Consider the following 24,988-nt stretch of genomic DNA (forward strand, 5'->3'; position numbering starts at 1 on the left):
CGGGTTCTGGTCAGGCGTTTTGGGGTCAGGTTCCGGTCAGCAGGTCGCGCAGGACGTCGGGTTTGTCGGTGATGATGCCGTCCACCTGGTACGTCAGCAGGCGTTGCATGACGTCGGGGCTGTCGACCGTCCAGGCGAAGACCTTCATGCCGTGCTCGTGGGCCAGCTTCACGTACGAAGGGGTGAGCGCGGCGTACGGCGGGTTGACGTGGTCGGCGAACCTGGCCAGGCCGGGCAGCGCGGCGGTGCTCGGCGTGCCGAGCAGCCCGATCGGCACGTCGGGCAGCAGCCGGTGGAAGGCGCGCATCGAGTCCCAGTCGAACGACTGGACCACCAGCCGCCCCGGCACGAGCCAGGAGGGCTCGGCGCGCAGCGCGCGGACGATGCGGGCCTCGATGCCCGGGTAGAGCTTCGGCTCCTTGACCTCCAGCAGCATGCCGGCACGGGATCCGGCTGTCGCGCGCAGCGCCTCCTGCAGGGTCGGCACCCGCTCGCCGGTGTACTCCCGGTCGAACCAGGAGCCGGCGTCCAGCCTGCGGATCTGCGCGAGCGTGAGGTCGCGCACCCGCCAGGGCGCAAGGCCGGGCAGGGCGCGCTCGGCGTCGGTGGTCCGGGCGAGGGTGGTGTCGTGCATCAGGACCAGCTCGTGGTCCTTGGTCTCCTGGACGTCCAGCTCGAACAGGTCGGCCCCCTGGCGGGCGGCGAGCTGGAAGGCGGCGACGGTGTTCTCCGGCGCGTACGCCGAAGCGCCCCGATGGGCGACGTTGACCACCGTGGTCACGGCGGCGGTGGGCGGGGAGGCCAGGGGGAGGAGGGCGAGGGGCAGGAACAGGGCGAGTCGCCGCAACATGGATCTCCTCGGTGGGGGAGAGACCGACACCCCCGACCATGACCAGCAAGGATGACCGTGAGTTGAGGGCAGAGTAACGCAGCGGTGCCCATCCGATGAGGCTTCGACACGCGGACATGCGTGGGGGCGGGCCGCCCGCGGCGGCCCGCCCCCCAGCTGTTACCGAACGGTGTTACTGAGCCCGGGCTACTTCAGACCGGCGTCCAGCGCGGTGGTGAGCACGCCCGGGTCGCCGGACATCTCCCAGATCATCGCGCCGAGCAGGCCCTTGCTCTTCAGCCAGGCCGTCTTCTTGCCGATCGACCAGGCGTCGTCGAACGTCCACCACTGCCCGTTGTTGCCGGTGTAGCAGTAGGTGGCGACGGCGACCTCGTCGTGGCGGACCGTGCAGCCGGGGACCATGGCGAGCAGGTTGCTGTAGCCGCGGGTGCCCGCCTCCTCCTGGAACTGGCCGGGAGCCGCGCCGTGCGCGTCCTGCCACTCGCCGAACTTGCCGCCGTCGGTCACCTGCTGCCAGCCGCGGCCGTAGTAGGCCAGGCCGATGGTCAGCTTGCGCGGGTTGACGCCGGCCTGGAGGTAGACGTCCACGGCCTTCTCGACGCTGAAGTCCGGGTTGTACGGGCTGTCCGCGTCGAGGTACAGGTTGCCCTGGTGGCCGGTGCGGTTCGGCTCCCAGGAGTTGTCGCTGCCCGCGCCGTGGAAGTCGTAGCCCTGGATGTTGAAGATGTCCAGCGACTTGGCGACCTCGGGCAGGTCCCAGCCGGCGGCGATCTTGGCCGGGTCGGCCGGGGTGAACGCCGTGAGCTGGTACCGCTTGCCGGTCGTCGTCGTCAGCGCGTCGAGCTGGCGGCGGAACTCGGCGATCAGCAGCGTGTTGTTGGCCTTGTCGTTCTGGCCGATGTGGTTGCCCGCGTGCCCCTCGGCGCCCGGCCACTCCCAGTCGAGGTCGATGCCGTCGAAGATGCCCGCGGCCGTGCCGGGACCGCCCTTGCCGTTGTAGTCGGGCAGGTTGCCCTTGATGTAGGTGTCGATGCAGGAGGAGACGAACTTCTTGCGGGAGGCGTCGGTCGCCGCCACGTCGGAGAAGTACTTGGAGTACGTCCAGCCGCCGAGCGAGATCAGCACCTTGAGGTTCGGGTACTTCGCCTTGAGCTTCTTGAGCTGGTTGAAGTTGCCCTGCAGCTTCTCCCAGCCGGTGTCGGCGACCCCGTCGACCGACTGGGCGGAGCTGAACGGCCTGCCGTAGTCAGCCTCGGCGTCACCGGCGCCGTCGCCCTGGTTCGGGTCCTGCGGGTCGGACGTGGTGCCCTTGGTGACGCCCTGCAAGCAGGTCAGGTTCTTGGGGTCGATGTTGGCGAAGGCGTAGTTGATGTGCGTCAGCTTCGCCGCGGCCCCGGTGGTGTCGAGGTTGCGGACGAAGTACTGACGGCCGTAGATGCCCCACTGGACGAAGTAGCCGACGCGGGCGTACCCGGTCTCGACGATGTCCGACGTCGTCACCTTCACCGGGGTGGAGGCGGCCGAGAGGTTGTCGTACAGGTCGCGGGCCTTGACCGTGAAGGAGTACTCGGTCGAGGGGGACAGGCCGGAGACGACCGCCGTCGTGCCGGTGACGGTCGTGGCCAGGGTCGAGCCGGCGAAGACGTCGTAGTTGGCCACGCCGGTGTTGTCGGTGGAGGCCGTCCAGGCCAGCGTGACGCTGCTGGAGGTCTTGGCCGTGCTGCGCAGGCCCGAGGGCGCCGACGGCGCCTGCGCGTCGTCGGCCGGGTTGCGGGTGGTCACCTTCAGCGGCGCGGAGGCGGCCGACAGGGTGCCCTTGCGGTCCTTGGCCTTGACGGTGAACGTGTACTCGGTGTTCGGCGTCAGGCCGGAGACCGTGCCGGAGGTCTCGGTGACCGAGGCGGCCAGGGCGGAGCCGTTGTAGATCTCGTACCCGACGATGGGCAGGCTGCCCTGGGTGGCGGCGTCCCAGGCGAGCGAGACGGTCTTGGTGGTCTTGACCGGCGAGCGCAGGTTCCCGGGGGCGCCGGGCGGCGCGTCGGGGGTGCCGTCGCAGTTGACGTCGTTGATCCGGCAGCTCGTCGGCTCGGCGTTGGCCGTGCTCACGGTGAAGCTCGGGCTGTAGGGCTCGGTGGTCGCGCCGGCGTTCACGGTGGTGTTGTAGTGGACGGGGGTCAGCGTGACGGTCCGCCCGCTCTGGGTGAGTGAGCCGTTCTGGGCGTTGCTCGCGGTGACGCCCGCGGGCAGCTCGAACACGATCGACCAGCCGTTCAGCGCGGTGGTGCTGTTGTTGGCGACGATGAACTTGGCCGAGGTGCCGCTGACGTCGTACGTGGCGCTGACCGGCGGCTTGGCGGGCGGGTCACCGCCGGTGCCGTCGCAGTTGGCGCCGTTGATCAGGCAGCTCGTCGGCTGGACGGCCGAGCTCAGCGTCACCTTGGGGCTGTAGGGTTCGGTGTTCTTCCCCGCCTGCACGGTGTTGATGTAGAAAGCGGGGGTGAGCGTCACCTTGGTGCCGTTCTGGCGGATGGTGGCGTTCTGGGGGTTGCTCGCGGTGACCCCGGACGGCAGCTCGAAGACGATCGACCAGCCGCTGACGGCGGTCGTGCCCGGGTTGCTCACCAGGAAGGTGCCGGTGTTCCCGGAGAGGGAGAACGTGGCGATGAGGCGGCTCGCGGCCTGTGCGGGAAGGGTGCACATGCCGATGATCACGAGGACGGCGATCAGGGGGGTGACTAATCGGCGCACGTCAAGGACCTTTCTTTAAAGAAAGTTTCCTAACAATTACGCGGATCGTAAGCCCCTCCCACTCAACTTGCAAGAGCCTGTCTGATCTAGCCTGACAAGATGCGAGGGGTGCTGCCGGTCCTGCTGTCGGCGTGGTTCATGGCCCAGTTCGACTTCTTCGTGGTCAACGTGGCCGCGCCGGCCATCGAGCACGACCTGAGCGCCGGTCCGGCCGCCCTGGAGCTGATCGTGGCGGGGTACGCCTTCACGTACGCGGCCGGCATGATCACCGGCGGCCGGCTCGGCGACCGCTACGGCTACCGGCGGCTGTTCGTCCTCGGCGTGGCCGGCTTCACCGTCGCCTCGGTGTTGTGCGGCCTCGCGCCCGGCGCCGCCTGGCTGGTCGCCGCCCGCCTGCTCCAGGGCCTGGCCGGAGCCGTCATGGTGCCCCAGGTGCTGGCCATGATCTCGGCCGTCTACCCGCCGGAACGCCGCGGCCGCGCCCTCGGCTGGTACGGCGCCGCCGGCGGCCTCGGCTCCATCGCCGGCCAGGTGCTCGGCGGCCTGCTGCTCACCGCCGACGTGTTCGGCCTCGGCTGGCGGGTGATCTTCCTGATCAACCTGCCGGTCGGCCTGGTCGTCGTGCCGCTGGCCCGGTGGCTGCTGCCCGAGGCCGACCCGCACAAGCCCGTCGCGTTCGACCTGCCGGGCGCGGCGGGGCTGGCCGCCGGGCTGGCGCTGCTGCTGGTGCCGCTCGGCCTGGGCAACAGCCTGGGCTGGCCCGCCTGGACGTGGGCCGCCATGGTGGCGAGCGCGCCGGTGTTCGCGCTGACCTGGTGGTGGCAGCGGGCGCTGGCCGCCCGGGGCGGGCAGCCGGTGCTCGACCTCGGCCTGCTCAAGGTGCACTCCTATCTGGCGGGCGTGGGGGCGATCGTCGCGTTCATGGCGTACTTCGCCTCGTTCATGTTCACGCTGACGCTGCTGCTGCAGAACGGGCTCGGGCTCACCGCGTTCCAGGCGGGCCTGGCCTTCGCGCCGATGGGCGTGCTGTTCACCGTGACCTCGCTGCTGGGCACCCGCCTGGTCAGCCGGTACGGGCTGGTCGTCGTCATGATCGGCGGGCTGGTCACCGCGCTGGGGCTGGCGCTGGTGGTGGCCGGGGCCGGGCGCGGGCTGCCGTACGTCATGGTCGCGCTCATGCTCGTGGGCTCGGGCAACGGCCTGGTCCTGCCGCGGCTCATCGGCGCGGCGCTGGTGGAGGTCGCGCCGCACCAGGCCGGCATCGGGTCGGGCGTGCTCAGCACGGCGCAGCAGTTCGCCGGCGCGGGCGGCGTCGCGGTGATCGGGGCGGTCTACTTCGCGGTCGCCGAGGGCGGCGGGCACGCGCCGGCCATGCGCTGGTCGGCGGCCATCGACCTGGCGCTGATCCTGCTGGTGGTCGCGATGGTCGCCTACAACCGGCGGCGCGCGATCAGGAGGGCGCCGGGAGCAGGGCCCCGTAGAGGCGTTTCGCCTGGATCCTGACCACCAGCCGGCGGTCGGCGACCATCCGGTGCAGAAACGCCAGCTCGCCCGCGGCGTCGCCGAAGGACGGCTGCATGGCCAGCAGCTCCAGGCCCACCTCGTCGCCCGGCCGGTCGGTCACGGGGGACAGCTCGGCCTCGCCCTCCGCGACGGCGTAGGAGCCGAAGTCGTCGCTGGTGACGTAGAGCGCGCAGCGCGGGTCCCGGTGCAGGCGGCGCACCGTCAGCCGGTCGGCGACGGTCGAGATCCGCACCACCCGCCGCGGCGGGTCCCAGGTGTAGACCACCGTGGACAACTGCGGACGGCCGCCGCCGCCGTTCGTGGCGAGCGCGCCGAAGCGCTGGGCGGCGAGCAGCGCCGACAGGTCCTCCTCGGGCAGCTCCAGCGGCTGGGCGCCCATCCCGCCCATCGGGCCCATCGCCCCCATTGCCTCCTGTGACATCCTTCGACCCCCGTCGTGATGCGAATATGTCAGCCTATCCCGAGTTGCCGGGAGAACGACTGGAGGTCGGAGATCACCCAGTATTCGGAGAATCGTCCGTCCGTGGCACGCAGGAGGTCGTGGCCGGAGAAGGAGACGGGGGTGCCCGGCGGGGCGCTCGCGCCGGGCAGGCCGCCCCGATAGGCGCCGGTGAACGTCCATCGGGCGGCGACCAGGTCGCCGTCGACGGCCGGGCCCACGTCGAGCGTGACCCGGACGTCGTCGAACGGCTCGTGGCCCTGCCGGATCGCCTCGATCAGCCCGTCGGGGCCGTGCACGTCCGTGCCGGGCCAGTGGCCGACGAACTCGGGGGTCACCAGGTCGTGCGCGAGGGGGAGGTCGCCGTTCCACAGTTCGAGCAGCCAGCGCTCGTACAGTTCGGTCAGCATGGCCTCACCCCTACCCGCGCGAGGCGCGATCAGGTGCAGTTGCCCCACGCCTGCCGGCCGCCGCCGGCGACGGCCGGGTCGTGGCCGTTGGGCTTGATCGAGCCCCAGAACTTCACGCAGGCGTTGGCGGCGTAGTACTTGACCGGGCCGGCGTAGTAGGCGAACTTGCCGCTGTCGACGCGCTCGACCACCTTCTTGCCCTTGGGCTGGACGGTCAGCATGGCGCTCATCGGGGTCTTCGTGCCGACGAAGCTGGACTTGACCGTCACCACGCAGTTCTCGCCGCTGCTGCGGCTGTAGAGCAGGTAGACCGTGCCGTAGCGGCGGCCGCTGGAGGTCTTGACGGGCTGCGTGCCGCCCTTCACGATCCAGAAGCCGGAGCCGCAGATGCTCTCCGGGCTACGTGCGGCGGTCGCGCCGGCCGGGGTCGCCACGACGCCGCTGAGGCCGATCGCCGCCGTGAGAAGGATTGCCTTTGCCAGCATGCGCACCAGTACGTCCCTTTCGATGCCTTGACTGAAGATCTCGACAAGCATGCCCGAAACTTGGTTATCGGTCCAGGTTTTAGGCAGGAAGCGTGACGACTGTAGGTTTCCGGCATGACTCTCGCCATCATCAACGGATATGTCGTGCCGGTTGACGGAGACCCCATCGAGGGCGGCACTGTCCTGGTCGGCGACGGGAAGATCGTCGCCGTGGGGCGGGACGTGGCCGTCCCGGAATCCGCCACCGTCGTCGACGCGGCCGGCGGCTGGGTGCTGCCCGGTTTCGTCGAGGCGCACGGCCACCTCGGCGTGTACGAGGAGGCCGAGGGCTGGGCGGGCAACGACACCAACGAGATGACCGACCCCAACGGGGCCCGGCTGCGCGCCCTCGACGCCATCAACCCGGCCGACCAGGGCTTCGCCGACGCGCTGTCCGGCGGCGTCACCACCGCCGTGATCAAGCCTGGCTCCGGCAACCCGATCGGCGGCCAGACGGTCGCGGTCAAGTGCTGGGGCAGGTCCGTCGACGAGATGCTGGTCAGGGAGCCGGTGAGCGTCAAGAGCGCGCTGGGGGAGAACCCCAAGCGCGTCTACGGCGACCAGAAGAAGCTGCCCTCCACCCGGCAGGGCGTGGCCGCGGTGATCCGCGACGCCCTCATGAAGGCGCAGGACTACAGGGCGAAGAAGGCCGCGGCCGAGCGCGAGGACAAGCCGTTCGACCGCGACGCCACGCTGGAGATCCTGGTCCGGGTGCTCGACGGCGAGCTGCCGTGGTGCCAGCACGCGCACCGCGCCGACGACATCGCCACCGCGCTGCGCCTGGCCGACGAGTTCGGCCACCGGCTGATCCTCAATCACGGCACCGAGGGCCACCTGCTGGCCGACACGCTGGCCGAGCGGAACGTGCCGGTCATCATCGGCCCGCTGTTCACCAGCCGGTCGAAGGTCGAGCTGCGGCAGCGCGCCCTGCGCAACCCGGGCATCCTGGCGCGGGCCGGGGTCGAGCTGGCGATCACCACCGACCACCCGGTGGTGCCCATCCACTTCCTCGTCCACCAGGCCACCCTCGCCGTCAAGGAAGGGCTCGACCGGGACACCGCGCTGCGCTCGATCACCGTCAACCCGGCCCGCATCATGGGCCTCGACGACCGGGTCGGCTCGCTGCGTCCCGGCCTCGACGGCGACGTGGTGATCTGGTCGGGCGATCCGCTCGACGTGATGAGCCGGGCGCTGAGGGTGTTCATCGGCGGGCGTGAGGTGTACTCCTACGTGGACGGGGAATCCGTCGTGGCCGATCCCTATTACCGCGAGTCACGGTGATGTAGGCGACTGTCAAGTGCGCGACGGCCGGGAACGCTCATAGTAGGTGCACTGAGTCGGAGAAAGGCGCCCCCCATGACAGCTCCGCTGCCCGCCAAGAGACCCAGCAAGGCACTCCTGATCGGACTGGTGGTCTCAGGCGTGCTCGCGCTGATCGTCCTCGGTCTCATGCTGCACAAAGGCGGCCCGGTCGGGTTCGGGCTGTCGGCGGTGCTCGGGATCGCGCCGCTGCCGGTGCTGCTGGCCGCGGTGCTCTCGCTCGACCGGCTGGAGCCGGAGCCGAAGCTGCACCTGGCCTTCGCCTTCGCGTGGGGCGCGGGCCTGGCGATCGTGCTCGGCGTCGGCCTGACGCTCGCCGGGCAGGCGCTGTTCCTGCGGGCGGGGTACGGCGCCCAGCTCGTCAACGACGTCGGCACCGTGTTCCTGGCCCCGGTGATCGAGGAGGCGCTGAAGGGGTCGGCGCTGCTGCTGCTCCTGCGCAGGAAGCAGGAGATCGACGGCCTGACCGACGGCATCGTCTACGCCTCCATGGCGGGGCTCGGCTTCGCCGCCGTGGAGAACATCGGCTACTACCTGATCGCGTTCGGCCAGGACGGCACCGGCGCCGCGGTCCGGCTGTTCGTGCTCAGAGGGCTGATCGACCCGCTCGGCCACCCCATCTACACCTCGATGATCGGCCTCGGCGTCGCCTACGCGCTCACCCGCCGCACACCCGGCAGGTTCGCCGCGATCCCGCTCGGCTACCTGGGCGCGGTCGTCCTGCACGGGTTGTGGAACGGCGCCGCCTCCACCCAGTCGCTGGCCTGGCTGGGCACGGCGTACCTGGTGATCATGGTGGCGCTGGTCCTGCTCGTCGTGGTCACCGTCGTCGAACGCCGCCAGCTCGTCTCGAAGATGGGCGTCTACCTGCCCGGCTACGGCCCGACCGGCCTGGTCACGGCGGAGGACGTGAAGATGCTCAGCACGCTCAAGGCCCGCAAGGCGGCCCGCAGGTGGGCCAGGGGCGCCGGGTTCGGCCGCGCGATGAGCGACTACCAGCAGGCGGCGACCGAGCTGACCGTGCTGCACCTGCGGGCCGAACGGCAGGGCATGGATCCGGCCAGGTTCGCCATGGAACGCGACGCCCTGCTCACCTCGATGGCCCACGCCCGGCGCTGGTAGCCGGGGCCGGGGCTCAGGACCGGGCTCGGGCTCGGGCTCGGGATCGGGGGCGGGGGCGGGGGCGGGCTCAGGGGCGGGTGAGCACGGCGGCCAGGGCCGTCACCGCCGCCAGCACGATGCAGGCCGCCACCGCGACCGTCGCCCCCCGGTCCACGCCGAACGCGCCCACGACCGCGGCCACGCCGGCCGCGCCCAGCGAGGAGCCGACGTAGCGGGCGGTGTTGTTGGCGCCCGACCCCATGCTGACCCGGTGGGCCGGCACGCTCTCGATCGCCAGGTGGGTGATCGAGGAGTTGATCAGCCCCGATCCGGCGCCGCTCACCACCAGCCCGGCCACGACCAGCGGCAGGTCCAGGGAGCCGCCCACGCCCAGCAGGCCGGCGAACCCGAGCGCGGTCAGGCCGAGGCCGAGGGCGAGCCGGGCGGCGGTGCGCAGGCGTACCAGCCGGGACGCCAGCGACACCGCGAACGACGTGCCCGACCAGAGGCCGAACAGCAGGCCGGTCTGCAGCGGCGTCAGCGCGTGCGCGGTCTGGAGCACGCTCGGCAGGTAGCTGAGCAGGCCCACCACCGCCGCCCCGACGACCAGCGCGCCGCCGGTGGCGACCAGGAACACCGGCCGCCGGAACAGCTCCAGGTCGAGCAGCGGCTCCGGACGCCGGCGCTCCACCGTCACGAACGCCGCCACCAGCACCACCGCCAGCACGAACGCCCCGACCACCACCGGACGCCCCCACCCGGCACGCCCTTCGGTGACCCCGGCGACCAGCGCGCCCACGCCCAGGCTGAGCAGCACCACGCCGGGCACGTCGAACCGGCGCGGCGCGGGGGAGCGCGACTCGGCCAGCAGCCGCGCCGAGGCCACGGCCAGGGCGAGCGCGGCGGCCGACAACACCCAGTAGACCGCCCGCCAGCTCACCGCCGTGGCCAGCGCGCCGGAGGCCAGCGGGCCGACCGCGGTGCCCAGCCCGATCATGGCGCCGTACAGGCCGGTGGCCCGCACCCGCTCGGCGCCCGAGGGGAAGGCGTGGCCGACGATGCCCAGGCTGGCGGCCAGCATCGCCGCGCTCGCCCCGCCCTGCGCGAGCCTGGCCAGCACGAACACCGGCACCGACGTGCTCAGCGCGGCCGCCACCCCGGCGGCGGCCAGCACGGCCGACCCCCACACCAGCACCCGCCTGCGCCCGTGGTCGTCGGCCAGCCCGCCGGAGACCAGCAGCAGCGCCGACAGCCCGAGCGAGATGCCGCCCAGCATCCACACCGGGCCCGTCGGCCCGGCGTTCAAGGACGCGGCCGTCTGCGGCAACGTCACCATCGGCACCGTGTAGTTCGTCAGCACCAGCAGGGGCGCCGCGGACGCCACGGCGAGCGTGCCCGGCCGGACCCGGGTCAGTTCGGTCACTGAACTCATGCGGCGCAACGTATCACGGTTCGGTGAATGAACTAACATGGATCCCATGGCGCTCGGCAAGAACTACGAAGGCCAGGACTGCTCGCTGGCCAGGGCCCTGGAAGTGATCGGCGAACGGTGGACGCTCCTGGTCGTCCGCGACGCCATGTACGGCGTACGCCGCTACGGCGACTTCCTCGCCCACCTCGACATCCCGCGGGCGGTCCTGTCCCAGCGGCTCGGGGCGCTGGTCGAGGCCGGCGTGCTGGCCAAGAGCCGCTACCAGGACAACCCGCCCCGCGACGAGTACGTCCTGACCGCCACGGGCCGCGAGTTGTGGGTCCCCATGCTGGCCCTGTCCCAGTGGGGCGAGCGCAACCTCGGCGGGGACGGCCCGCGCCGCCTGTTCCACCACGCCACCTGCGGCGCCCGGCTCGACCCGGTGTCGCGGTGCCCGTCGTGCGGCACGGCCGTCGGGCTGGAGGAGGTCGAGGTGCGCCCCGGCCCCGGCCTGACGGACAGCCGTGATGATCCGGTCAGCGTGCTGTTGCGGGCACCCCACAGGATGCTTGCTCCGATCTCCTGACAAAATCGGGCGGTAACCCCCGAGAGGAGATCAGATGAGCTGGGCGGAGATCGGGTCCGAAGAGGAGTTGCGGGAACTGCTGGGCGAGGTGATGCCGAGGGCCGCGACCAAGGAGCGGGCGCGGCTGCACGCGCGTGATCGCGACTGGCTGGCGGCCTCCCCGTTCTGCCTGATCGCCACGTCCGACGCCGAGGGCAACTGCGACGTCTCGCCCAAGGGCGACCCGGCCGGGTTCGTCCACGTCATCGACGACACCACGATCGCCATTCCCGACCGTCCGGGCAACCGCCGGGCCGACGGGTTCCTCAACGTGCTGAAGAACCCGCACGCCGGCCTGATCTTCCTGATCCCGGGCCGCAACGAGACCCTGCGCGTGAACGGCCGCGCCCGGCTCGTGCGCGAGGCGCCGTTCTTCGACGAGATGGTGGTCAAGGGTCACCGGCCGCGGCTGGCCCTGGTGGTGGAGATCGAGCAGATCTTCTTCCACTGCGCCAAGGCGTTCCTGCGCTCGCAGCTGTGGGCGCCGGACTCCTGGAACCCCTCCGTCCTGCCCTCGCACGCCAGCCTGATCAAGGAGGTGCAGGTGGTCGAGGAGAGCCTGGAGCAGCTGGAGTCGTACTACGGCGAGTCCTACGCCAAGAGGCTCTACGGCTGAAACCGGACGGCCGGCGGGGGGAGCCGGTCACGTCGAGCCTCAGCGGCGCGGTGAACTCGTGCGGGTTCGTGCGGGTTTCGTGCGGTCAGGCGGCCGGCGTCGGTCCGCCGGGGAAGTGGATCACGTTCCGGCCGCTGTAGGCCCGCAGGTCGACCACCTTGGGGTCGGTGGCCTCGGTCCTTCTGCGGCGGACCGCCGCCCGGATGTCGCGGATCTTGTGCCTGGCGATGTGCGGCGGCACCACCGCAAGCCTCTTCATGTGAGCCCCCCGTGATGTTTCTGTTACCTCTGTTATCTACCGATACAGCCGTAAGTTCGCTGTAAAGGGTAGCTAATAGGGCAACTTTCGCCCCGACGGGGTGCGCAGATCGGGTTCGGCCGACGGATGCGGACGCCTGATGGCCGTCGATTTCGGGACTCTGACACGTTTCACGGTCTTCCCCCTTCCGGGCCGCCGCCGGCTGACGGCGGCTCGGCGGGTGCCGCCACCCGCCTTGCGCGCCAACCTAACCGGGGCCGCCGGGGCCGCTCAACGCATTTCTACCGCCTCGCGCGGTCGCGCCCGCCTCACGTCCCCGGGACCAGACGAGCGGTCACGCCGATCCGGTTCCACGCGTTGATCATCGCGATGGCGACGACGAGGGCGGCGAGCTGCTTGTCGTCATAGTGCTCGGACGCCTGCCGCCACACCTCGTCCGGCACGGCCTCGCCGCGGTCGGCCAGGCGGGTCGCCTCCTCGGTCAGCGCCAGCGCCGCCCGCTCGGCCGGGGTGAACACCGTGGCCTCCCGCCAGGCGGCGACCGACCACAGCCGCTCGTCGCTCTCCCCGGCCTTCTTCATGTCGCTGCTGTGCATGTGCACGCAGTAGCCGCAGCCGTTGATCTGGCTGGCCCGCAGCTTGACCAGCTCGATCGTGGCCGCGGGCAGGTCGCTGCCGTGCATGTACGCCTCCACCGCCAGGAACCCCCGGTACGCCTCCGGGGCGAGCCTGGCGATGTCGATGCGCTGGGTCATGGTGATCCTCCCTGTGTCGGCTTCCATGACACAGGACGAGGCGGCCCGGCGCGATGTGACAGCTCCGGGCGGGGCGGACCGGATTCGTTGTCAGCCCCGGCAGTTGCCCCACGAGCCGCGGCCGCCCCAGGCCTCGACACGGTTGTCCGGGGTGCGCGTCCAGCCCGCGTACTTCACGCACTTCCAGCTACCGTCGATGTGGCCGGTCTCGGCGTAGAAGCGGTAACGCTGCACGTCCTCGCTGCGGCCGCCGCCGCGGACCTCGATGGAGGCGCCGGTGACCGTAGGGGTGCCGCGGAAGGCGGTCTTGATGGCCGCCACGCAGTTCTTCCCGGCGCGCTTGTTGTACATCAGATAGACGTGCCCGAGCACCTTCCCGTCGCGCGTCTTCATCGCGCGGTGGCCGTCCTGCACCCGGTGGTAGCCCGCGCCGCAGACGCGCTCGGGCGTCTCGGGGGCGGCGGCCGCGGAGGCGGCGTAGGCGGAGGAGGGGGTGGCGGCGATACCGGCGGCGACCAGTCCGGCCGCGATGACCGTTCGCGTCAGCACGATTTTCCCTTCGGCGGGGGACATTAAGGACGTCGTCGATCTTTACCGAGACTTGACCGCAATTCAAGGGGGTTGGTGAATGCCGCTGATCGCGGTGTCCGCCGTCTGGGCGGTGTTCTGGGGGGCCTGGGCGGCTCTGCTGCCGGCGGTGAAGCAGGAGCTCGGCGTCTCGGCGGCGCAGCTCGGCGCGGCGCTGGGCGCGGTGCCCGTCGGGGCCCTGCCCGCGATGGCGCTGACCGGACGGCTGGCCCGCGGGCGCGAGCGCCTTGCCCTCACGGCGGCGACCGTCCTGTTCGGGCTGGCCGTGGCGGGGCTGGCCGCGGTCACCGCGTACGGGCCGCTCGTGGCCGGGCTGCTGCTGCTCGGCGCGGCCAGCGGGGCGCTCGACGTGGCGCTCAACCTGACCACGGGACGCGTCGAGCGCGAGAGCGGCCGGCGGCTCTTCCAGCCGGTGCACGCGGCCTTCCCGCTCGCGGTCATCGTGGCCGCCCCGCTCACCGGCCTGGCCCGGTCGCTCGGCCTGGACGTCCGGGCCGTGCTGCTGGTGATCGCGGTGCTGGTGGCGGCGACGTCCCTGTCGCTGCGCGCCCTGCCGGTGGGCCGCGGCCGGGCCGCGCCCGCCGGCGACCACCGCGCGTGGCGCCGGTTGTGGGGCGTCGCGCTGCTGCTCGGGACGCTGGCCAGCTGCGTGCTGGTGATCGAGAACGCGGTCGAGCAGTGGTCGGTGCTCCTGCTGGAGGAGCACAGGGCCGCCACGCCCCTCACCGCGAGCCTGGCCCCCGCGGTCTACATGGCCGCGCTCACGGCCGGCCGGCTCGCCGCGCACACGCTCCCCCCGGTGCCCCCGCGCGTGTGGTACCTGGTCGCCGGGGTGGGCGGCGCGGCCGGGATCGGCCTGGCCGGGCTCGGTGACGGCGTGCCGCTGTCGATGGCGGGCTTCGCCCTGACCGGGCTGGCGCTCGGGCCGCTGGTGCCCGCGCTGCTCAGCCGCTCTGCCGCCGACGACCCGACCGGGACGCTGGTGTGGGGCGTCTCGATGGTCTCCTACGCCGGGTTCGTCGTCAGCCCGCTGCTGGTGGCGGTGCTGACCGGACCGTTCGGGCTCCCCGTCGCGCTCGCCGCGCTCGGCCTCCTGGGGCTGCCGCTGCTTGTACGGTTCGTCATCATCGATGGTGACTCGGCCTGAATATGGCGTTTCGTTGGGGAAAGCGGGCCATGGTTCGGGGTATTGCCCCAGGTGATTCGGACGTGAAGAGGGGATCACCATGGCCGTCTGCGACAACTGCGGCAACGACTACGACATGGCCTTCGAGGTGCACGCGCAGGGAGCCGTGCACACCTTCGACTGCTTCCAGTGCGCGATCGAGGCCATGGCGCCGATCTGCGAGCACTGCGGCACCAAGGTCATCGGGCACGGCGTCCAGTCGGGCGAGCACTGGTACTGCTGCGCCCACTGCGCCCGCGAGGAGGGCAACAAGGGCATCGTCGACCGGGTGATGGCGAGCTCGTCCGCCTGACCGGACGGCGTCAGGCCGGCCCCAGCAGCGACCGCATACGGCTCAGGGCGCGGTCGAGCGCGTCCTGGGGCACCGGCGCGGCCAGGTCGAGGGTGATGGCGCCGTTCTTGGCCTCCCAGACGCCGGCCACCCGGCCCTCGTGCACCACGACGGGCGAGATCCAGCCCGCCTGGCGGCTGACCTTGGGCTTGAGCGGCGGCGGGACGAGCGGCGCGAGCGTCCGCGGCGCGCCCAGGATGAACTGGTCGAAGCCCGGCAGCAGGTGGACCTCCTGCGAGGGCCGGGTGGCGGCCAGGTCGTCGGCGTGCTCGGCCAGCGCGTACAGCGTGGTGCCGTCGTCGGCCCTGACCTCCGCCAGCTCCGGCGCCAGCCCCTTGACCCACGCCTTGAGCACCGCCTTCCTGGCCACGCCGCCGAACAGCCAGGTGTCGAACATCTCCGGCGTGGCCGGGCCGTGGGCGCCCAGGAACGCCCGCAGCACCCGCACGCCGGCCTCCTCCTGGTCGGGCAGCTCGCCCGGCCAGCCCGGCACCCACGACCGCGGCGCGGTGAAGGTCACCTTGCCCTCGCGGGGCGGCCCGTAGCACAGCTCGCCCAGGCGGCTCAGCGGCTTGAGCAGCGCCCCCCAGCCGGACGTCAGCGCCTCGCGGAGATGGGCGTCGCCGGTCAGCGCCACGATGGCGTCGACCAGCTCCTCGCGGGTCAGCGGCGCCCCCTTCAGCGCCTCGGGGACGGCCTCGATGACGGCCTCGATCTCCGCGGCGGTCACGCCGTGGCCACGCTGCCAGGAGCCCTTCTCCCAGAAGCGCAGCGTGCTCAGCGCCGCGCACAGACCGGCCAGCTCGTCGGCCGGCACGAGGTGCAGGGTGCCGCGCATGAGCCAGGTCTTGACCAGAGTGCGATCGCTCCACAGGGCCCGGTCGATCTCACCGGGGTCGGGCCGGGCGCTCCTGACCGCCACCGCGAGCTGCGCCGAGGAGGCGACCTGCGCCTGCACGCCGCACAGCCGGCGGGCCACCGACACCGCGTCCGGCCCGTCGGCCGCCGCCACGAACTGCCTGCGCAGCCGCCAGGCGAGGATCTGCGGCCAGGTGAGCTCCATCGTCATGGGTCACTTCTACCGCCTCCCACCGACATTCCGCACATTGGGCGGAAAATGGGGATATGAGAGGATCAAGCATGCCTCTCGACGGTCATCTTCTCGCGGGCGGATCGGCGGATGGCTGCGCCGCAGCGCCGCCGCCCGCCGCCGGGTGAACACGGCGACGGGCGGCATCTTCGTCGGGCTGGGCGTGAAGCTGGCCGTGGAGCGTTGAGCGCCGGTCAGCCGGTGAAGCCGATGTCCTCGTAGCGCAGGTCGTAGAAGCCGCGCGCGCCGACGTTGGCCAGGGTCTGCCTGGCCGCCACGTTCTGCGGACGCTGGTAGAGCGGCAGGACGTTGACCAGCTTCCAGATCAGCCCGTCGGCCTCGTTCGTCTGGGTGCGGGCGGCGGCCGGGTCGAGATTCTGGGCCGCCTTGTCCATGGCCTGGTCGATCTCCGGCGAGCCGGTCCGCCCGAAGTTGGCGTTCCAGGTCTTGCCGTTCGCCGAGTTCGCGTAGATCCCGTAGCTGCTCGAAATCGGGTACGGCGTGCCGATGTAGGCGAACGGCGTGATGTCGAAGTTGCCGGGGATGACGTACTTGGTGAAGAAGTCGTCGCTCGGCACCGCCTTGATGGTGAGCTTCACCCCGATCTGAGCCAGCATGTTCTGGGCCAGCTCGCCCTCCGACTTGCTCAGCTGCACCCCGGACGGCACCACGAACCGCAGGTCGAGCGGCCGCCCGTTCTTCTGCCTGACGGCCCCGTTCAGCTTCCAGCCGGCCGCGTCGAGCATTTGCTTGGCGCGTTCGGGGTTGTAGACGCCGAGATTGCCGGCGTTGTCCAGGTATCCCTCCTGGGTGTTCATGAAGAAGTGGTTGTTCAGCAGCGCGATCGGCCAGTCGAGCCCCTGCAGGTCGGACTGCGCGATGGCCTGCCGGTTGATGCCGAGCTGGATGGCCTGCCGCACGTTCACGTCTTTCAGCGGCTCGCTCGACCCGTTGAAGGTGAAGTGCCGGAAGTCGGGCCCGGCGGCCTGGCGCACCTGGGCGCCCTGCGTGGCCCTGGCCCGCGCGTAGTCGGGCGCCGACGGCCCGACGTCGATGAGGTCGAGCTCCCCGTTGCTGAACGCGCCGATCAGGGAGTCCTGCTCCGAGGCCCGGTAGATGATCTGGTCGAGCTTGGCCCGGTTGCCCCACCAGGCGTCGTCGCGGACGATCGTGATCGTCTTGGCCGTCTGGTCGAAGCCCTTGAACTTGAACGGCCCGGCGGTCACCGGGATCTTGTTCAGCCACGCGGTGTTGAACGCCTGCGGGGTCCGGTTCGTGGCGGCCGGCAGCAGCGGCCCGAACAGCGACTGCCAGTCGCCGAACGGCTTGGCGAAGGTGACCTTCACCTCGTAGTCGTCCTTGCCCCGCTCGACCTTCTCGATGTCCTGGTAGCCGGTGGCCGAGACGATGTGGAACTCGGGGTTGCGGCCGTTGAGCGCCTGCCACTGGGCCTGGTAGTCGGCCCAGGTGATCGGCTGTCCGTCCGACCACTTGGCCTTGGGGTTGAGCGTGTAGGTGACGACCTGCTTCGGGCTCTGGTCGGTGACCTTGGCGTCGAGCACGTAGTCGGGGTCGACGGTGATCTCCGCCTTCTCGTCGGAGACGAACGGCGAGGGCAACAACGCGTTGCTGATCACGGCCGCCATCGCCAGGTTGCCGTCGACGTGGTTCCTGTTCCACTGGGTGGGGAACTCGTTGATGCCCCAGCGCAGCGTGCCGCCGTCCTTGACCTTGTCGCGCGGCTGCGGGTTGATGTCGAAGGCCTTGATGGTCTTGTGCGCGCCTTCCGTGCCGCTCGCCGTGCCGCCCCCCGAGCCGCCGCCGCCGCAGCTCACCAGCGACAGCGAGCCGGTCACGGCGACGGCCACGACAAGACGTGGAACTTTCATCGAGCGCATTCCTCCTGATCTAGACGACGTCGAGCCTCTCGGCGTAATGGCAGGCCGCGCCCTGGTCGTCGCCCACCGGCAGCACCTCGGGCTCGACGTCCACGCAGAGCGAGCGCTCGTCGTGGCTGAGCACCGAGCGGAACTTCGGGCAGCGGGTGCGGAAGCGGCAGCCGCTCGGAGGGTGGGCCGGGCTGGGCAGGTCGCCTTCGAGCAGGATGCGCTCGCGTACGCGCTCCCGCGCCGGGTCGGGCAGCGGGATCGCCGACAGCAGCGCCTGCGTGTACGGATGCGCCGGAGCCCCGTAGACCGCGTCGACCTGCCCGATCTCGGCGATCCTGCCCAGGTACATGACGGCCACCCGGTCGGCGATGTACCGCACCACCGCCAGGTCGTGCGCGACGAACAGGTACGACAGCCCGAGCCTGGACCGCAGCGAGGCGAGCAGGTTGATGACGCCGGCCTGGATCGACACGTCGAGCGCGGAGACCGGCTCGTCCAGCACCAGCAGCCTGGGCTCCAGCGCCAGCGCCCTGGCGATGCCGATGCGCTGCCGCTGGCCGCCGGAGAAGTCCTGGGGGTAGCGGGCGGCGTGCGCCGGGTCGAGGCCCACCAGGGCCAGCAGCTCGCCCACCCGCCGGCCGGGCCGGCGCTCCCCGTGGGTGCGCAGCGGCTCGGCCAGGATGTCGTAGACCGTCATGCGCGGGTCGAGCGAGGCCATCGGGTCCTGGAAGACGACCTGCATGTCCCGCCGGATCGCGGTGCGTCCGGCGCCGTCGAGCCGGGCGGTGTCGCGGCCGAGCACGACCACCCGCCCCTCCTGCGGCGGGACGAGCTCCAGGATCTGGGTGAGCGTGGTGGTCTTGCCGCTGCCCGACTCGCCGACCAGGCCCAGCGTCTCGCCCCGGCGGATGTCGAAGCTGACACCCGCCACCGCGTGCACCGTGCCGACCCTGCGCTTGAACAGCGCCCCCTTGAGCAGCGGGTAGTCCTTGACCAGGCCGTCGACCTCCAGCACCGGCTGCTCGGCGCGGACCGCGGGGGTGACGGGCTCGCCGGCCGCGTGGCGGCCGGGGCCCTGGGGGCGGACGATCTCCCAGCGGATGCACGCCGCCCGGTGGCCCGTCGCCACGTCGAACAGCGGCGGCTCGGCCGCGTCGCACTCGTGGATCTTCAGCGGGCAGCGCGGCGCGAACGGGCAGCCCGGCGGCAACGCCGCCGGCGAGGGCGGATTCCCGGCGATCGGCAGCAGCGGCTGACGGCCGCCGCGGTCGACCCGCGGGATCGAGGCCAGCAACCCGGCCGTGTACGGCATGCGCATCCGGTAGTAGATGTCGTCGACGTCGCCCACCTCGACCGGCCGCCCGGCGTACATGACCAGGACCCGGTCGGCGAAGCCGGCCACCACGCCGAGGTCGTGCGTGATCATGATGATCGCCGCGCCGGTCTTCCGCTGGGCCTTCTTCAGCACCTCCAGCACCTGCGCCTGGATGGTCACGTCGAGCGCGGTGGTGGGCTCGTCACAGATGATCACGTCGGGGTCGTTCGCGATGGCCATCGCGATCATCACGCGCTGCCGCATGCCGCCGGAGAACTCGTGCGGGAAGGCGAGCGCGCGCTCGCTCGGCGACGGGATGCCGACCAGCTCCAGCAGCTCGACGGCCTTGACCGCGGCGTTCTCCTTGCTCACCCGCTGGTGGATGCGGACGGCCTCGGCGATCTGGTCGCCCACCCGGTAGACGGGCGTGAGCGCCGACAGCGGGTCCTGGAACACCATCGAGACGGTCTTGCCGCGGAAGCGGGTCAGCTCCCGCTCGGAGGCGCCGATCAGCTCCTTGCCGTGCAGCCGCACCGACCCGGTGACCCGGGCGCTCGGCGGCAGCAGGCCCATGACCGCCGCCGAGGTGACCGACTTGCCCGACCCGGACTCGCCCACGATGCCCAGCACCTCGCCCGGGCTCACCGAGTAGCTGACCCCGCGCACCGCGCGCACGTCGCCGAAGGACACGTGCAGGTCGTTGACCTCCAGGACGGGGTTCGCCGCCGGCCTCATCGCCGCGCCGCCGGGTCGAAGGCGTCGCGCAGCGCGTCGCCGATGAGGTTGACCGCCAGCACGGTGACCACCAGCAGCCCGGCCACGAACCAGAACGTCCAGGGCGCGTAGACCGCCGTGCGGGAGCCGTCGGCGATCAGCGTGCCGAAGGAGACGTCGGGCGGCTGGATGCCGAACCCGAAGTACGACAGCGAGGTCTCGGTCAGGATGGCCGCGCTGACGTTGAGCGTGGCGTCGACGATGAGCAGCGAGGACAGGTTGGGGATCACGTGCCGGAAGATGATCCGCACCGGCGGCACCCCCATGAAACGGGCGGCCTGGATGTACTCGCGCTCCTTCAGCGAGATCGTCATCCCCCGGACGATCTTCGCGGTCACCATCCACAGGAACAGCGCCAGCATGACCACGAACAACACCCACTGCCCGGCCCCGAACAGCGGCGACATGATCGCCAGGATGAGGAACGCGGGCAGCACGAGCAGCAGGTCGGTCACCCAGCTCAGCGCCCGGTCGGTCCAGCCCAGGAAGTAACCGGAGAAGGCGCCCACCACGGCCGCGACCGCCGTGGACACCAGCGCCGCCAGCAGGCCCACGATCAGCGACTTCTGCATGCCGCGCAGGGTCACCGCGTAGACGTCGGCGCCGGTCTGGAGCGTTCCGAACCAGTGCCGGGGCGAGGGCGGCTGCAGGAACGCCGTGAAGTCCTTGTCGGTGTAGGACCACGGGGTGAACAGCGGCCCAGCGAACGCCAGCAGGAACATCAGCGCCAGCACCGCGAACCCGGCCAGCCCCTGCGGCGAGCGGAAGAACCGCCCGGCCACCACCCGCAGCCGCGACGGCGCCCGGCCCAGGTCGGAGGTCAGCTCCTCCGCCAGCTCCTCGTCGGAGAGCGTCATCACGCCCGCACCCTGGGGTCGAGCGCGGCGTGCAGCAGGTCGGAGGCGAGCGCGGCGCACAACACGGCCACGGCGGCCAGGAAGGAGATCGCCGCCACGGTGTTGACGTCGTTGGTGAAGATCGAGTTGATCAGCTGCTCGCCCAGCCCGTGCCAGCCGAAGATCTTCTCGGTGAAGGTGGCCCCGGTCAGCAGGGCGCCGAACGTGAAGGCGAAGTAGGTGGCCACCGGGATCAGCGCGGTGCGCAGCGCGTGCCGGGTCAGCGCCCGGCCCCTGCTCAGCCCCTTGGCCCTGGCCGTGCGGACGAAGTCGGCGCCGAGCACGTCGAGCATCATGTTGCGCTGGTAGCGGCTGAAGACCGCGACCAGGCCGACGGACAGCGAGATCGTCGGCAGGATCAGGTGTTGCAGGCGGTCGAGCACGTAGCCCCAGAACCCGGTCTGCAGGCCGTCGCTGTACTCGCCGCTGACCAGCAGCACCGGGCGGCCGAAGAGGTTGTCGTTGGCCCAGGCGCCGGCCAGGATCAGCATGTTGGCCAGCACCACGACCGGCACCGCGAGCACCACGAACGACAGGCCCGTGGAGAGCCGGTCGAACCAGCCGTACTGCCGCACCGCCGCGTACGCGCCCACCAGCACCCCCAGCAGGCTGCCGCACAGCAGCCCCAGGATGACCAGCCGGAACGTGACCCCCATGCGCCGCCGGAGGTCCTCGTTCACGGGCGAGCCGGTGACGGTTTTGCCGAAGTCGCCGTGCAGCACGCCGGCGGCCCAGGTGGCGTAGCGCTGCAGCAGCGGGGTCTTGTCGTTGAGGTTGAGCGCGGTGAGCTGGGCGTCGACGACGGCGGGCGGCGGTTTCGGGGTGCGGTCGGCGTAGTTGGAACGCGGATCGAGCGCCCCGGCGGCCAGCAGGTACGCCAGGCTCGCGGCCACGCCGACCAGCACCACGTAGTTGAGCAGCCTGCGGGCCAGGAACCCCGCCATCGTCCCCCTCCCGGACGCGCACGATAGGTAGTCATACTGCTACACCCAGCAGCATCGTGGCGCGGGGAAATGCCAAAGAGGGGTTAACGTCCGGAAAGTTCGTCCACGGCGGTACGCACGTCGTCGCTGGTGATCGTCGTGAGGTCGGCGGCGCTGGCCGAACCGCCGCCCGAGGCGTGGGCGGCCAGGCGCACGTCGCGGCGCATCGCGGCCCGTTCGAACAACGAGCGGGCGAAGCGGCCGTTGCCCAGGCCGTCGATCAGCCGCTCCTCGCACACCCAGGCGAACACCTCGTCGAGGTCGCGCAGGGCCTGCTCGTCGAAGCGGTCGCCGGCCTTGCCGGCCAGCAGCACCGCGATCTGCGACAGCTCGCGCGGCGAGTAGCTGGGGAAGGCCACCCGCTGGTTGAACCGGCTGGCCAGGCCCGGGTTGGTGGCCAGGAAGGAGTCCATCTCCCGCGGGTAGCCGGCCAGCACGATGACCAGCCGGTCGCGGTCGTCCTCGGCCCGTTTGAGCAGGGTCTGGACGGCCTCCGAGCCGAAGGCGTCGCCGCCCGCGTAGCCGGGGTTGACCAGGCTGTAGGCCTCGTCGATGAACAGCACGCCGCCGAGCGCCCGGTCGACCAGCTCGTTGGTCTTGATCGCGGTCGCGCCGAGGTGCTGGCCGACCAGGTCGGCCCGGTGGGCCTCGACGACGTCGGGCCTGGCCAGCAGGCCGAGCGCGGCGAAGACGCGGCCGAGCACCCGCGCGACGGTGGTCTTGCCGGTGCCGGGCGGCCCGGCGAAGACGAAGTGCCGCATCTGGGGCGGCGTGGGCAGCCCGCGCTCCTGCCGCATGCGGGCCACCTGGAGCTGGGCGGCGATGGCGTGCACCTGCCGCTTGACCGGCTCCAGGCCGGCCATCGCGTCGAGGTCGGCCAGCGCCTCCTCCAGCGTGGGCGTGGCCACGTAGCCGCGGAAGCGGGCGGTCAGCTCCTCGAACGCCTTGGTCACGTCGGGCGTGGTGGTGGTCACCAGGTCGTGGGTGGTCGGGGTGCCGCCGGCGCCCACCACGCGCACGTCTCTGGCCTGCGCGGCGGCCTCGACCAGGCTGCGCACGAAGCGGGCGTTGCCCAGCTCGTCGACCAGCCCGCGCCGCTGGACGTCTTCGTAGAGGCCGAGCAGGGCGCGCCTGGCGTCGGGGGCCATCGTGTCGCCCCTGCGCCGCTGGAGCACCTCGGTGATCTCGGCCAGCTCGGGAGCGGAGTAGCTGGGGAAGCGCACCCGCGTGGCGAAACGGCTGGCCAGGCCCGGGTTGCTGGACAGGAACGAGGCCATCTCCTGCTCGTAGCCGGCCAGGATGATGATCAGGCGCTCGCGGTCGTCCTCGGCCCGTTTGAGCAGGGTCTGGACGGCCTCGGCGCCGAACCTGTCGGGCTGGCCGTCGGAGGAGTTGACCAGGCTGTAGGCCTCGTCGACGAACAGCACGCCGCCGAGCGCCCGGTCGACCAGCTCGTTGGTCTTGATCGCGGTCGCGCCCAGGAACTCGCCCACCAGGTCGGCCCGCTGCGCCTCGACCACGTAGGGGGTCTCCAGCAGGCCGAACGCGTAGAAGATCTTGGCCAGCGCGCGGGCCACGCTGGTCTTGCCGGTGCCCGGCGGGCCGACGAAGACGAAGTGCCTGGTGGGGCGTTCGGCGGTGTAGCCCGCCTCGGCCCGCAGCCGGGTGGCCTCGATGGAGGCGGCGATCGAGCGGACCTGCTCCTTGACCGGCGCCAGCCCGATCATGCCCTCCAGCTCGGCCAGCGCCTCCTCGACGGAGATCTGCGGCGGCGCGCCCGCCTTGTCGGCCTGCGGCTCGGGCCGGCCCTCGCGGGCGCGCACGCGCACCTGCTGCTCCTCGGCGGACAGCTCGGCCTTGGCCCGGCGCGCCTGGAGGAACCGGTGGACCAGCACGACGACGGCCGCCAGGCAGGCGCCCCAGAGCGCGACGGCGGCCGACAGGAAGGAGAGCCCGAAGGCCAGCACCCCGGCCGGCACGAGCGCGGCCAGCGTGGTGACCCACGGCGTGACCCAGCGGACGAGGTGGGCGGCGGCGGCCACGGGCAGGGCGAGCGCGACCATCGCGTGCAGCGCCATGGAGCCCGGGGGGAAGCGCCAGGAGAACAGCGGCAGCGCCAGCACCACCCAGCCGGCCACGACCAGCGCGGTCGCCGCGGCCCGCGGGAAGCGCATGGTCAGCGCCACGAAGGCGAGGGCCAGCAGGACGAGGGGGAACGTCTTCAGCAGATCCCAGCCGAGCGCCGCGCCCACGCCCATGACGACGATGAGCAGCACGGCGTAGAGCACCCGGCGCACGGCGGGGGGAATCTGGAAATAACGCAGTCTCACCTGCTCGAACAGATCCCGCGCCGCGGCCCGCCCCGCGGCCTGGGCCCTGTCGGACTCACGCATCACGCCTCCCCGGTCCGCCCCCGGTTATACCGCACCCGACCGACGATTGGGCGGCCCTGACACGCTAGGTGGAGGTCACGAAAAGGGCGATCCGACGTCCGAGTTCGGTGCCGGCGTCCTCCTGGAGGAAGTGGCCGGCGCCGGCGATCACCGGATGGGACAGCCCGGCCGTGCCCGCGACGGCCTTGAGCATGATGGGCGCCATGCCGCCGGTGATGGGGTCGCCGTCGGAGAAGGCCACCAGGAACGGGCGGTCGAGCGTGGTGAGGATCTGCCAGGCAGCGCGGTTGGCGGGCGCGGCGGGGTCGTCGGGCGTGATCGGCACGAGCCCCGGCAGGGCCCGCGGGCCCGCTTTGTACGACTCGTCCGGGAACGGCGCGTCGTAGGCCGCCCGCACCTCGTCGCTGAGCCGCGTCCGGCAACCCGCCTGGACCAGCCGGGCGATGTCCAGCGTGGGGGCACTGGCCACGGTGTCCCTGAAGCGGTGCCAGACGTCGGGCATGGGAATGTCACCCGAGGGCAACCCCGTGTTGGCGGCCACGATCCTGGCCACGCGCTCGGGGTGCTCGGCGGCGATCCGCAGCCCGATCAGGCCGCCCCAGTCCTGGCCGACGACGGTGACGCCGTCCAGGGCCAGCGCGTCGAACAGCAGCGCGCGGGTCCACTCGACGTGTCTGGCGTAGGTGTGGTCGGCGGGGTCCACGGGTTTGTCCGAGCGGCCGAAGCCGATCAGGTCGGGGGCGATCGCGCGCAGCCCGGCCGCGGCCAGCTCGCGCATGACGTGGCGGTAGAGGAAGGACCAGCTCGGCTCGCCGTGCAGCAGGACGACCGGCTCGCCGTCCGCGGGGCCGGCCTCGACGTAGGCCATGCGCGGGCCGTCCGGCAGGTCGGCGTGGCGGGGCTCGTAGGGGAAGTCGGGCAGGTTCGCGAAGCGCTCTTCGGGGGTGCGCAGGGTCCGCAT

General features: G+C 71.7%; 24 protein-coding genes. 8 read left to right on the plus strand and 16 right to left on the minus strand.

Annotated features, from left to right (window positions below; translation table 11 throughout):
* Window positions 1-25 precede the first annotated feature (25 nt).
* On the minus strand, window positions 26-850 hold the full coding sequence (locus AB0J71_RS22215; RefSeq protein WP_352325988.1) for a glycerophosphodiester phosphodiesterase family protein: 825 nt from the start codon (window positions 848-850) through the stop codon (window positions 26-28).
* Between the two features lie 186 nt (window positions 851-1,036).
* Complete coding sequence (locus tag AB0J71_RS22220) at window positions 1,037-3,598, minus strand: glycosyl hydrolase family 18 protein (RefSeq protein ID WP_364415768.1); 2,562 nt, start codon at window positions 3,596-3,598, stop codon at window positions 1,037-1,039.
* A 99-nt stretch (window positions 3,599-3,697) separates the two neighbouring features.
* On the opposite strand from AB0J71_RS22220, the gene AB0J71_RS22225 reads away from it, so the two are divergent.
* On the plus strand, window positions 3,698-5,101 hold the full coding sequence (locus AB0J71_RS22225) for an MFS transporter (protein WP_364415770.1): 1,404 nt from the start codon (window positions 3,698-3,700) through the stop codon (window positions 5,099-5,101).
* Here AB0J71_RS22225 and AB0J71_RS22230 read toward each other — a convergent pair.
* From AB0J71_RS22230 to AB0J71_RS22240, 3 genes are read right to left on the minus strand one after another with little or no spacing between them, the layout of a single operon-like run.
* Window positions 5,049-5,543: a TIGR03618 family F420-dependent PPOX class oxidoreductase gene (locus AB0J71_RS22230; RefSeq protein ID WP_352326675.1), complete on the minus strand. Its 495-nt coding sequence runs from the start codon at window positions 5,541-5,543 to the stop codon at window positions 5,049-5,051. The genes AB0J71_RS22225 and AB0J71_RS22230 overlap by 53 nt on opposite strands.
* Before the next feature lie 29 nt (window positions 5,544-5,572).
* Entirely contained in the window at window positions 5,573-5,971 is a 399-nt protein-coding gene (locus AB0J71_RS22235) for an ester cyclase (RefSeq protein ID WP_364415772.1), read from the minus strand.
* A gap of 29 nt (window positions 5,972-6,000) precedes the next feature.
* Window positions 6,001-6,456 carry a hypothetical protein gene (locus AB0J71_RS22240; RefSeq protein WP_364415774.1) on the minus strand — a complete coding sequence of 152 codons (456 nt, stop codon included), beginning with the start codon at window positions 6,454-6,456 and terminating at the stop codon, window positions 6,001-6,003.
* 114 nt (window positions 6,457-6,570) lie between these two features.
* Between AB0J71_RS22240 and AB0J71_RS22245 the strand changes: the two genes are divergently transcribed.
* Both AB0J71_RS22245 and AB0J71_RS22250 read left to right on the plus strand, forming a co-directional pair.
* Entirely contained in the window at window positions 6,571-7,776 is a 1,206-nt protein-coding gene (locus AB0J71_RS22245) for an amidohydrolase (protein ID WP_364415776.1), read from the plus strand.
* A 75-nt stretch (window positions 7,777-7,851) separates the two neighbouring features.
* A complete protein-coding gene (locus tag AB0J71_RS22250; protein ID WP_352326668.1) occupies window positions 7,852-8,937 on the plus strand; it encodes a PrsW family intramembrane metalloprotease in 1,086 nt (361 codons plus the stop codon).
* Between the two features lie 67 nt (window positions 8,938-9,004).
* Here the strand turns inward: AB0J71_RS22250 and AB0J71_RS22255 are convergent, their stop codons facing one another.
* Window positions 9,005-10,348: an MFS transporter gene (locus tag AB0J71_RS22255; protein ID WP_364415778.1), complete on the minus strand. Its 1,344-nt coding sequence runs from the start codon at window positions 10,346-10,348 to the stop codon at window positions 9,005-9,007.
* A 46-nt stretch (window positions 10,349-10,394) separates the two neighbouring features.
* Here AB0J71_RS22255 and AB0J71_RS22260 point away from each other — a divergent pair, with 46 nt between their 5' ends.
* Complete coding sequence (locus AB0J71_RS22260; RefSeq protein WP_352326665.1) at window positions 10,395-10,913, plus strand: helix-turn-helix domain-containing protein; 519 nt, start codon at window positions 10,395-10,397, stop codon at window positions 10,911-10,913.
* Between the two features lie 34 nt (window positions 10,914-10,947).
* The gene (locus tag AB0J71_RS22265; RefSeq protein WP_352326663.1) at window positions 10,948-11,568 is read left to right on the plus strand and encodes a pyridoxamine 5'-phosphate oxidase family protein; all 621 of its coding nucleotides are present in this window, start codon (window positions 10,948-10,950) and stop codon (window positions 11,566-11,568) included.
* An 85-nt stretch (window positions 11,569-11,653) separates the two neighbouring features.
* Here AB0J71_RS22265 and AB0J71_RS22270 read toward each other — a convergent pair whose 3' ends face one another.
* The 3 genes from AB0J71_RS22270 to AB0J71_RS22280 form a co-directional block, all read right to left on the minus strand.
* On the minus strand, window positions 11,654-11,827 hold the full coding sequence (locus tag AB0J71_RS22270) for a hypothetical protein (protein WP_352326661.1): 174 nt from the start codon (window positions 11,825-11,827) through the stop codon (window positions 11,654-11,656).
* Between the two features lie 308 nt (window positions 11,828-12,135).
* Complete coding sequence (locus AB0J71_RS22275) at window positions 12,136-12,582, minus strand: carboxymuconolactone decarboxylase family protein (RefSeq protein ID WP_352326660.1); 447 nt, start codon at window positions 12,580-12,582, stop codon at window positions 12,136-12,138.
* 90 nt (window positions 12,583-12,672) lie between these two features.
* Entirely contained in the window at window positions 12,673-13,131 is a 459-nt protein-coding gene (locus tag AB0J71_RS22280) for a hypothetical protein (RefSeq protein ID WP_352326658.1), read from the minus strand.
* Between the two features lie 79 nt (window positions 13,132-13,210).
* Between AB0J71_RS22280 and AB0J71_RS22285 the strand changes: the two genes are divergently transcribed.
* A complete protein-coding gene (locus AB0J71_RS22285) occupies window positions 13,211-14,317 on the plus strand; it encodes an MFS transporter (RefSeq protein ID WP_364415780.1) in 1,107 nt (368 codons plus the stop codon).
* A gap of 79 nt (window positions 14,318-14,396) precedes the next feature.
* Window positions 14,397-14,648: a hypothetical protein gene (locus AB0J71_RS22290; RefSeq protein WP_352326656.1), complete on the plus strand. Its 252-nt coding sequence runs from the start codon at window positions 14,397-14,399 to the stop codon at window positions 14,646-14,648.
* Between the two features lie 10 nt (window positions 14,649-14,658).
* On the opposite strand, the gene AB0J71_RS22295 is transcribed toward AB0J71_RS22290, so the two are convergent.
* Entirely contained in the window at window positions 14,659-15,756 is a 1,098-nt protein-coding gene (locus tag AB0J71_RS22295; protein ID WP_352326655.1) for a winged helix DNA-binding domain-containing protein, read from the minus strand.
* On the opposite strand from AB0J71_RS22295, the gene AB0J71_RS22300 reads away from it, so the two are divergent.
* A complete protein-coding gene (locus AB0J71_RS22300) occupies window positions 15,740-15,964 on the plus strand; it encodes a hypothetical protein (protein WP_364393242.1) in 225 nt (74 codons plus the stop codon). The two genes, AB0J71_RS22295 and AB0J71_RS22300, sit on opposite strands and share 17 nt — an antisense overlap.
* A 7-nt stretch (window positions 15,965-15,971) precedes the next feature.
* Here AB0J71_RS22300 and AB0J71_RS22305 read toward each other — a convergent pair whose 3' ends face one another.
* The 6 genes from AB0J71_RS22305 to AB0J71_RS22330 all read right to left on the minus strand — a co-directional run bounded on the left by AB0J71_RS22305 (window position 15,972) and on the right by AB0J71_RS22330 (window position 24,988).
* Window positions 15,972-17,666: an ABC transporter family substrate-binding protein gene (locus AB0J71_RS22305; protein ID WP_364415782.1), complete on the minus strand. Its 1,695-nt coding sequence runs from the start codon at window positions 17,664-17,666 to the stop codon at window positions 15,972-15,974.
* Between the two features lie 19 nt (window positions 17,667-17,685).
* Window positions 17,686-19,716 carry an ABC transporter ATP-binding protein gene (locus AB0J71_RS22310; protein WP_364415784.1) on the minus strand — a complete coding sequence of 677 codons (2,031 nt, stop codon included), beginning with the start codon at window positions 19,714-19,716 and terminating at the stop codon, window positions 17,686-17,688.
* Window positions 19,713-20,612 carry an ABC transporter permease gene (locus AB0J71_RS22315; protein WP_364415786.1) on the minus strand — a complete coding sequence of 300 codons (900 nt, stop codon included), beginning with the start codon at window positions 20,610-20,612 and terminating at the stop codon, window positions 19,713-19,715. Before AB0J71_RS22315 ends, AB0J71_RS22310 begins: the two co-directional genes overlap by 4 nt.
* Complete coding sequence (locus tag AB0J71_RS22320) at window positions 20,612-21,595, minus strand: ABC transporter permease (RefSeq protein WP_352329570.1); 984 nt, start codon at window positions 21,593-21,595, stop codon at window positions 20,612-20,614. The genes AB0J71_RS22315 and AB0J71_RS22320 overlap by 1 nt, the downstream gene beginning before the upstream one ends.
* A gap of 83 nt (window positions 21,596-21,678) precedes the next feature.
* Entirely contained in the window at window positions 21,679-24,027 is a 2,349-nt protein-coding gene (locus AB0J71_RS22325; RefSeq protein WP_364393247.1) for an AAA family ATPase, read from the minus strand.
* Window positions 24,028-24,091: 64 nt separating this feature from the next.
* Complete coding sequence (locus AB0J71_RS22330; RefSeq protein WP_364415788.1) at window positions 24,092-24,988, minus strand: haloalkane dehalogenase; 897 nt, start codon at window positions 24,986-24,988, stop codon at window positions 24,092-24,094.

The organism is Nonomuraea sp. NPDC049637, from assembly GCF_040675235.1.
Classification (GTDB): Bacteria; Actinomycetota; Actinomycetes; order Streptosporangiales; family Streptosporangiaceae; genus Nonomuraea.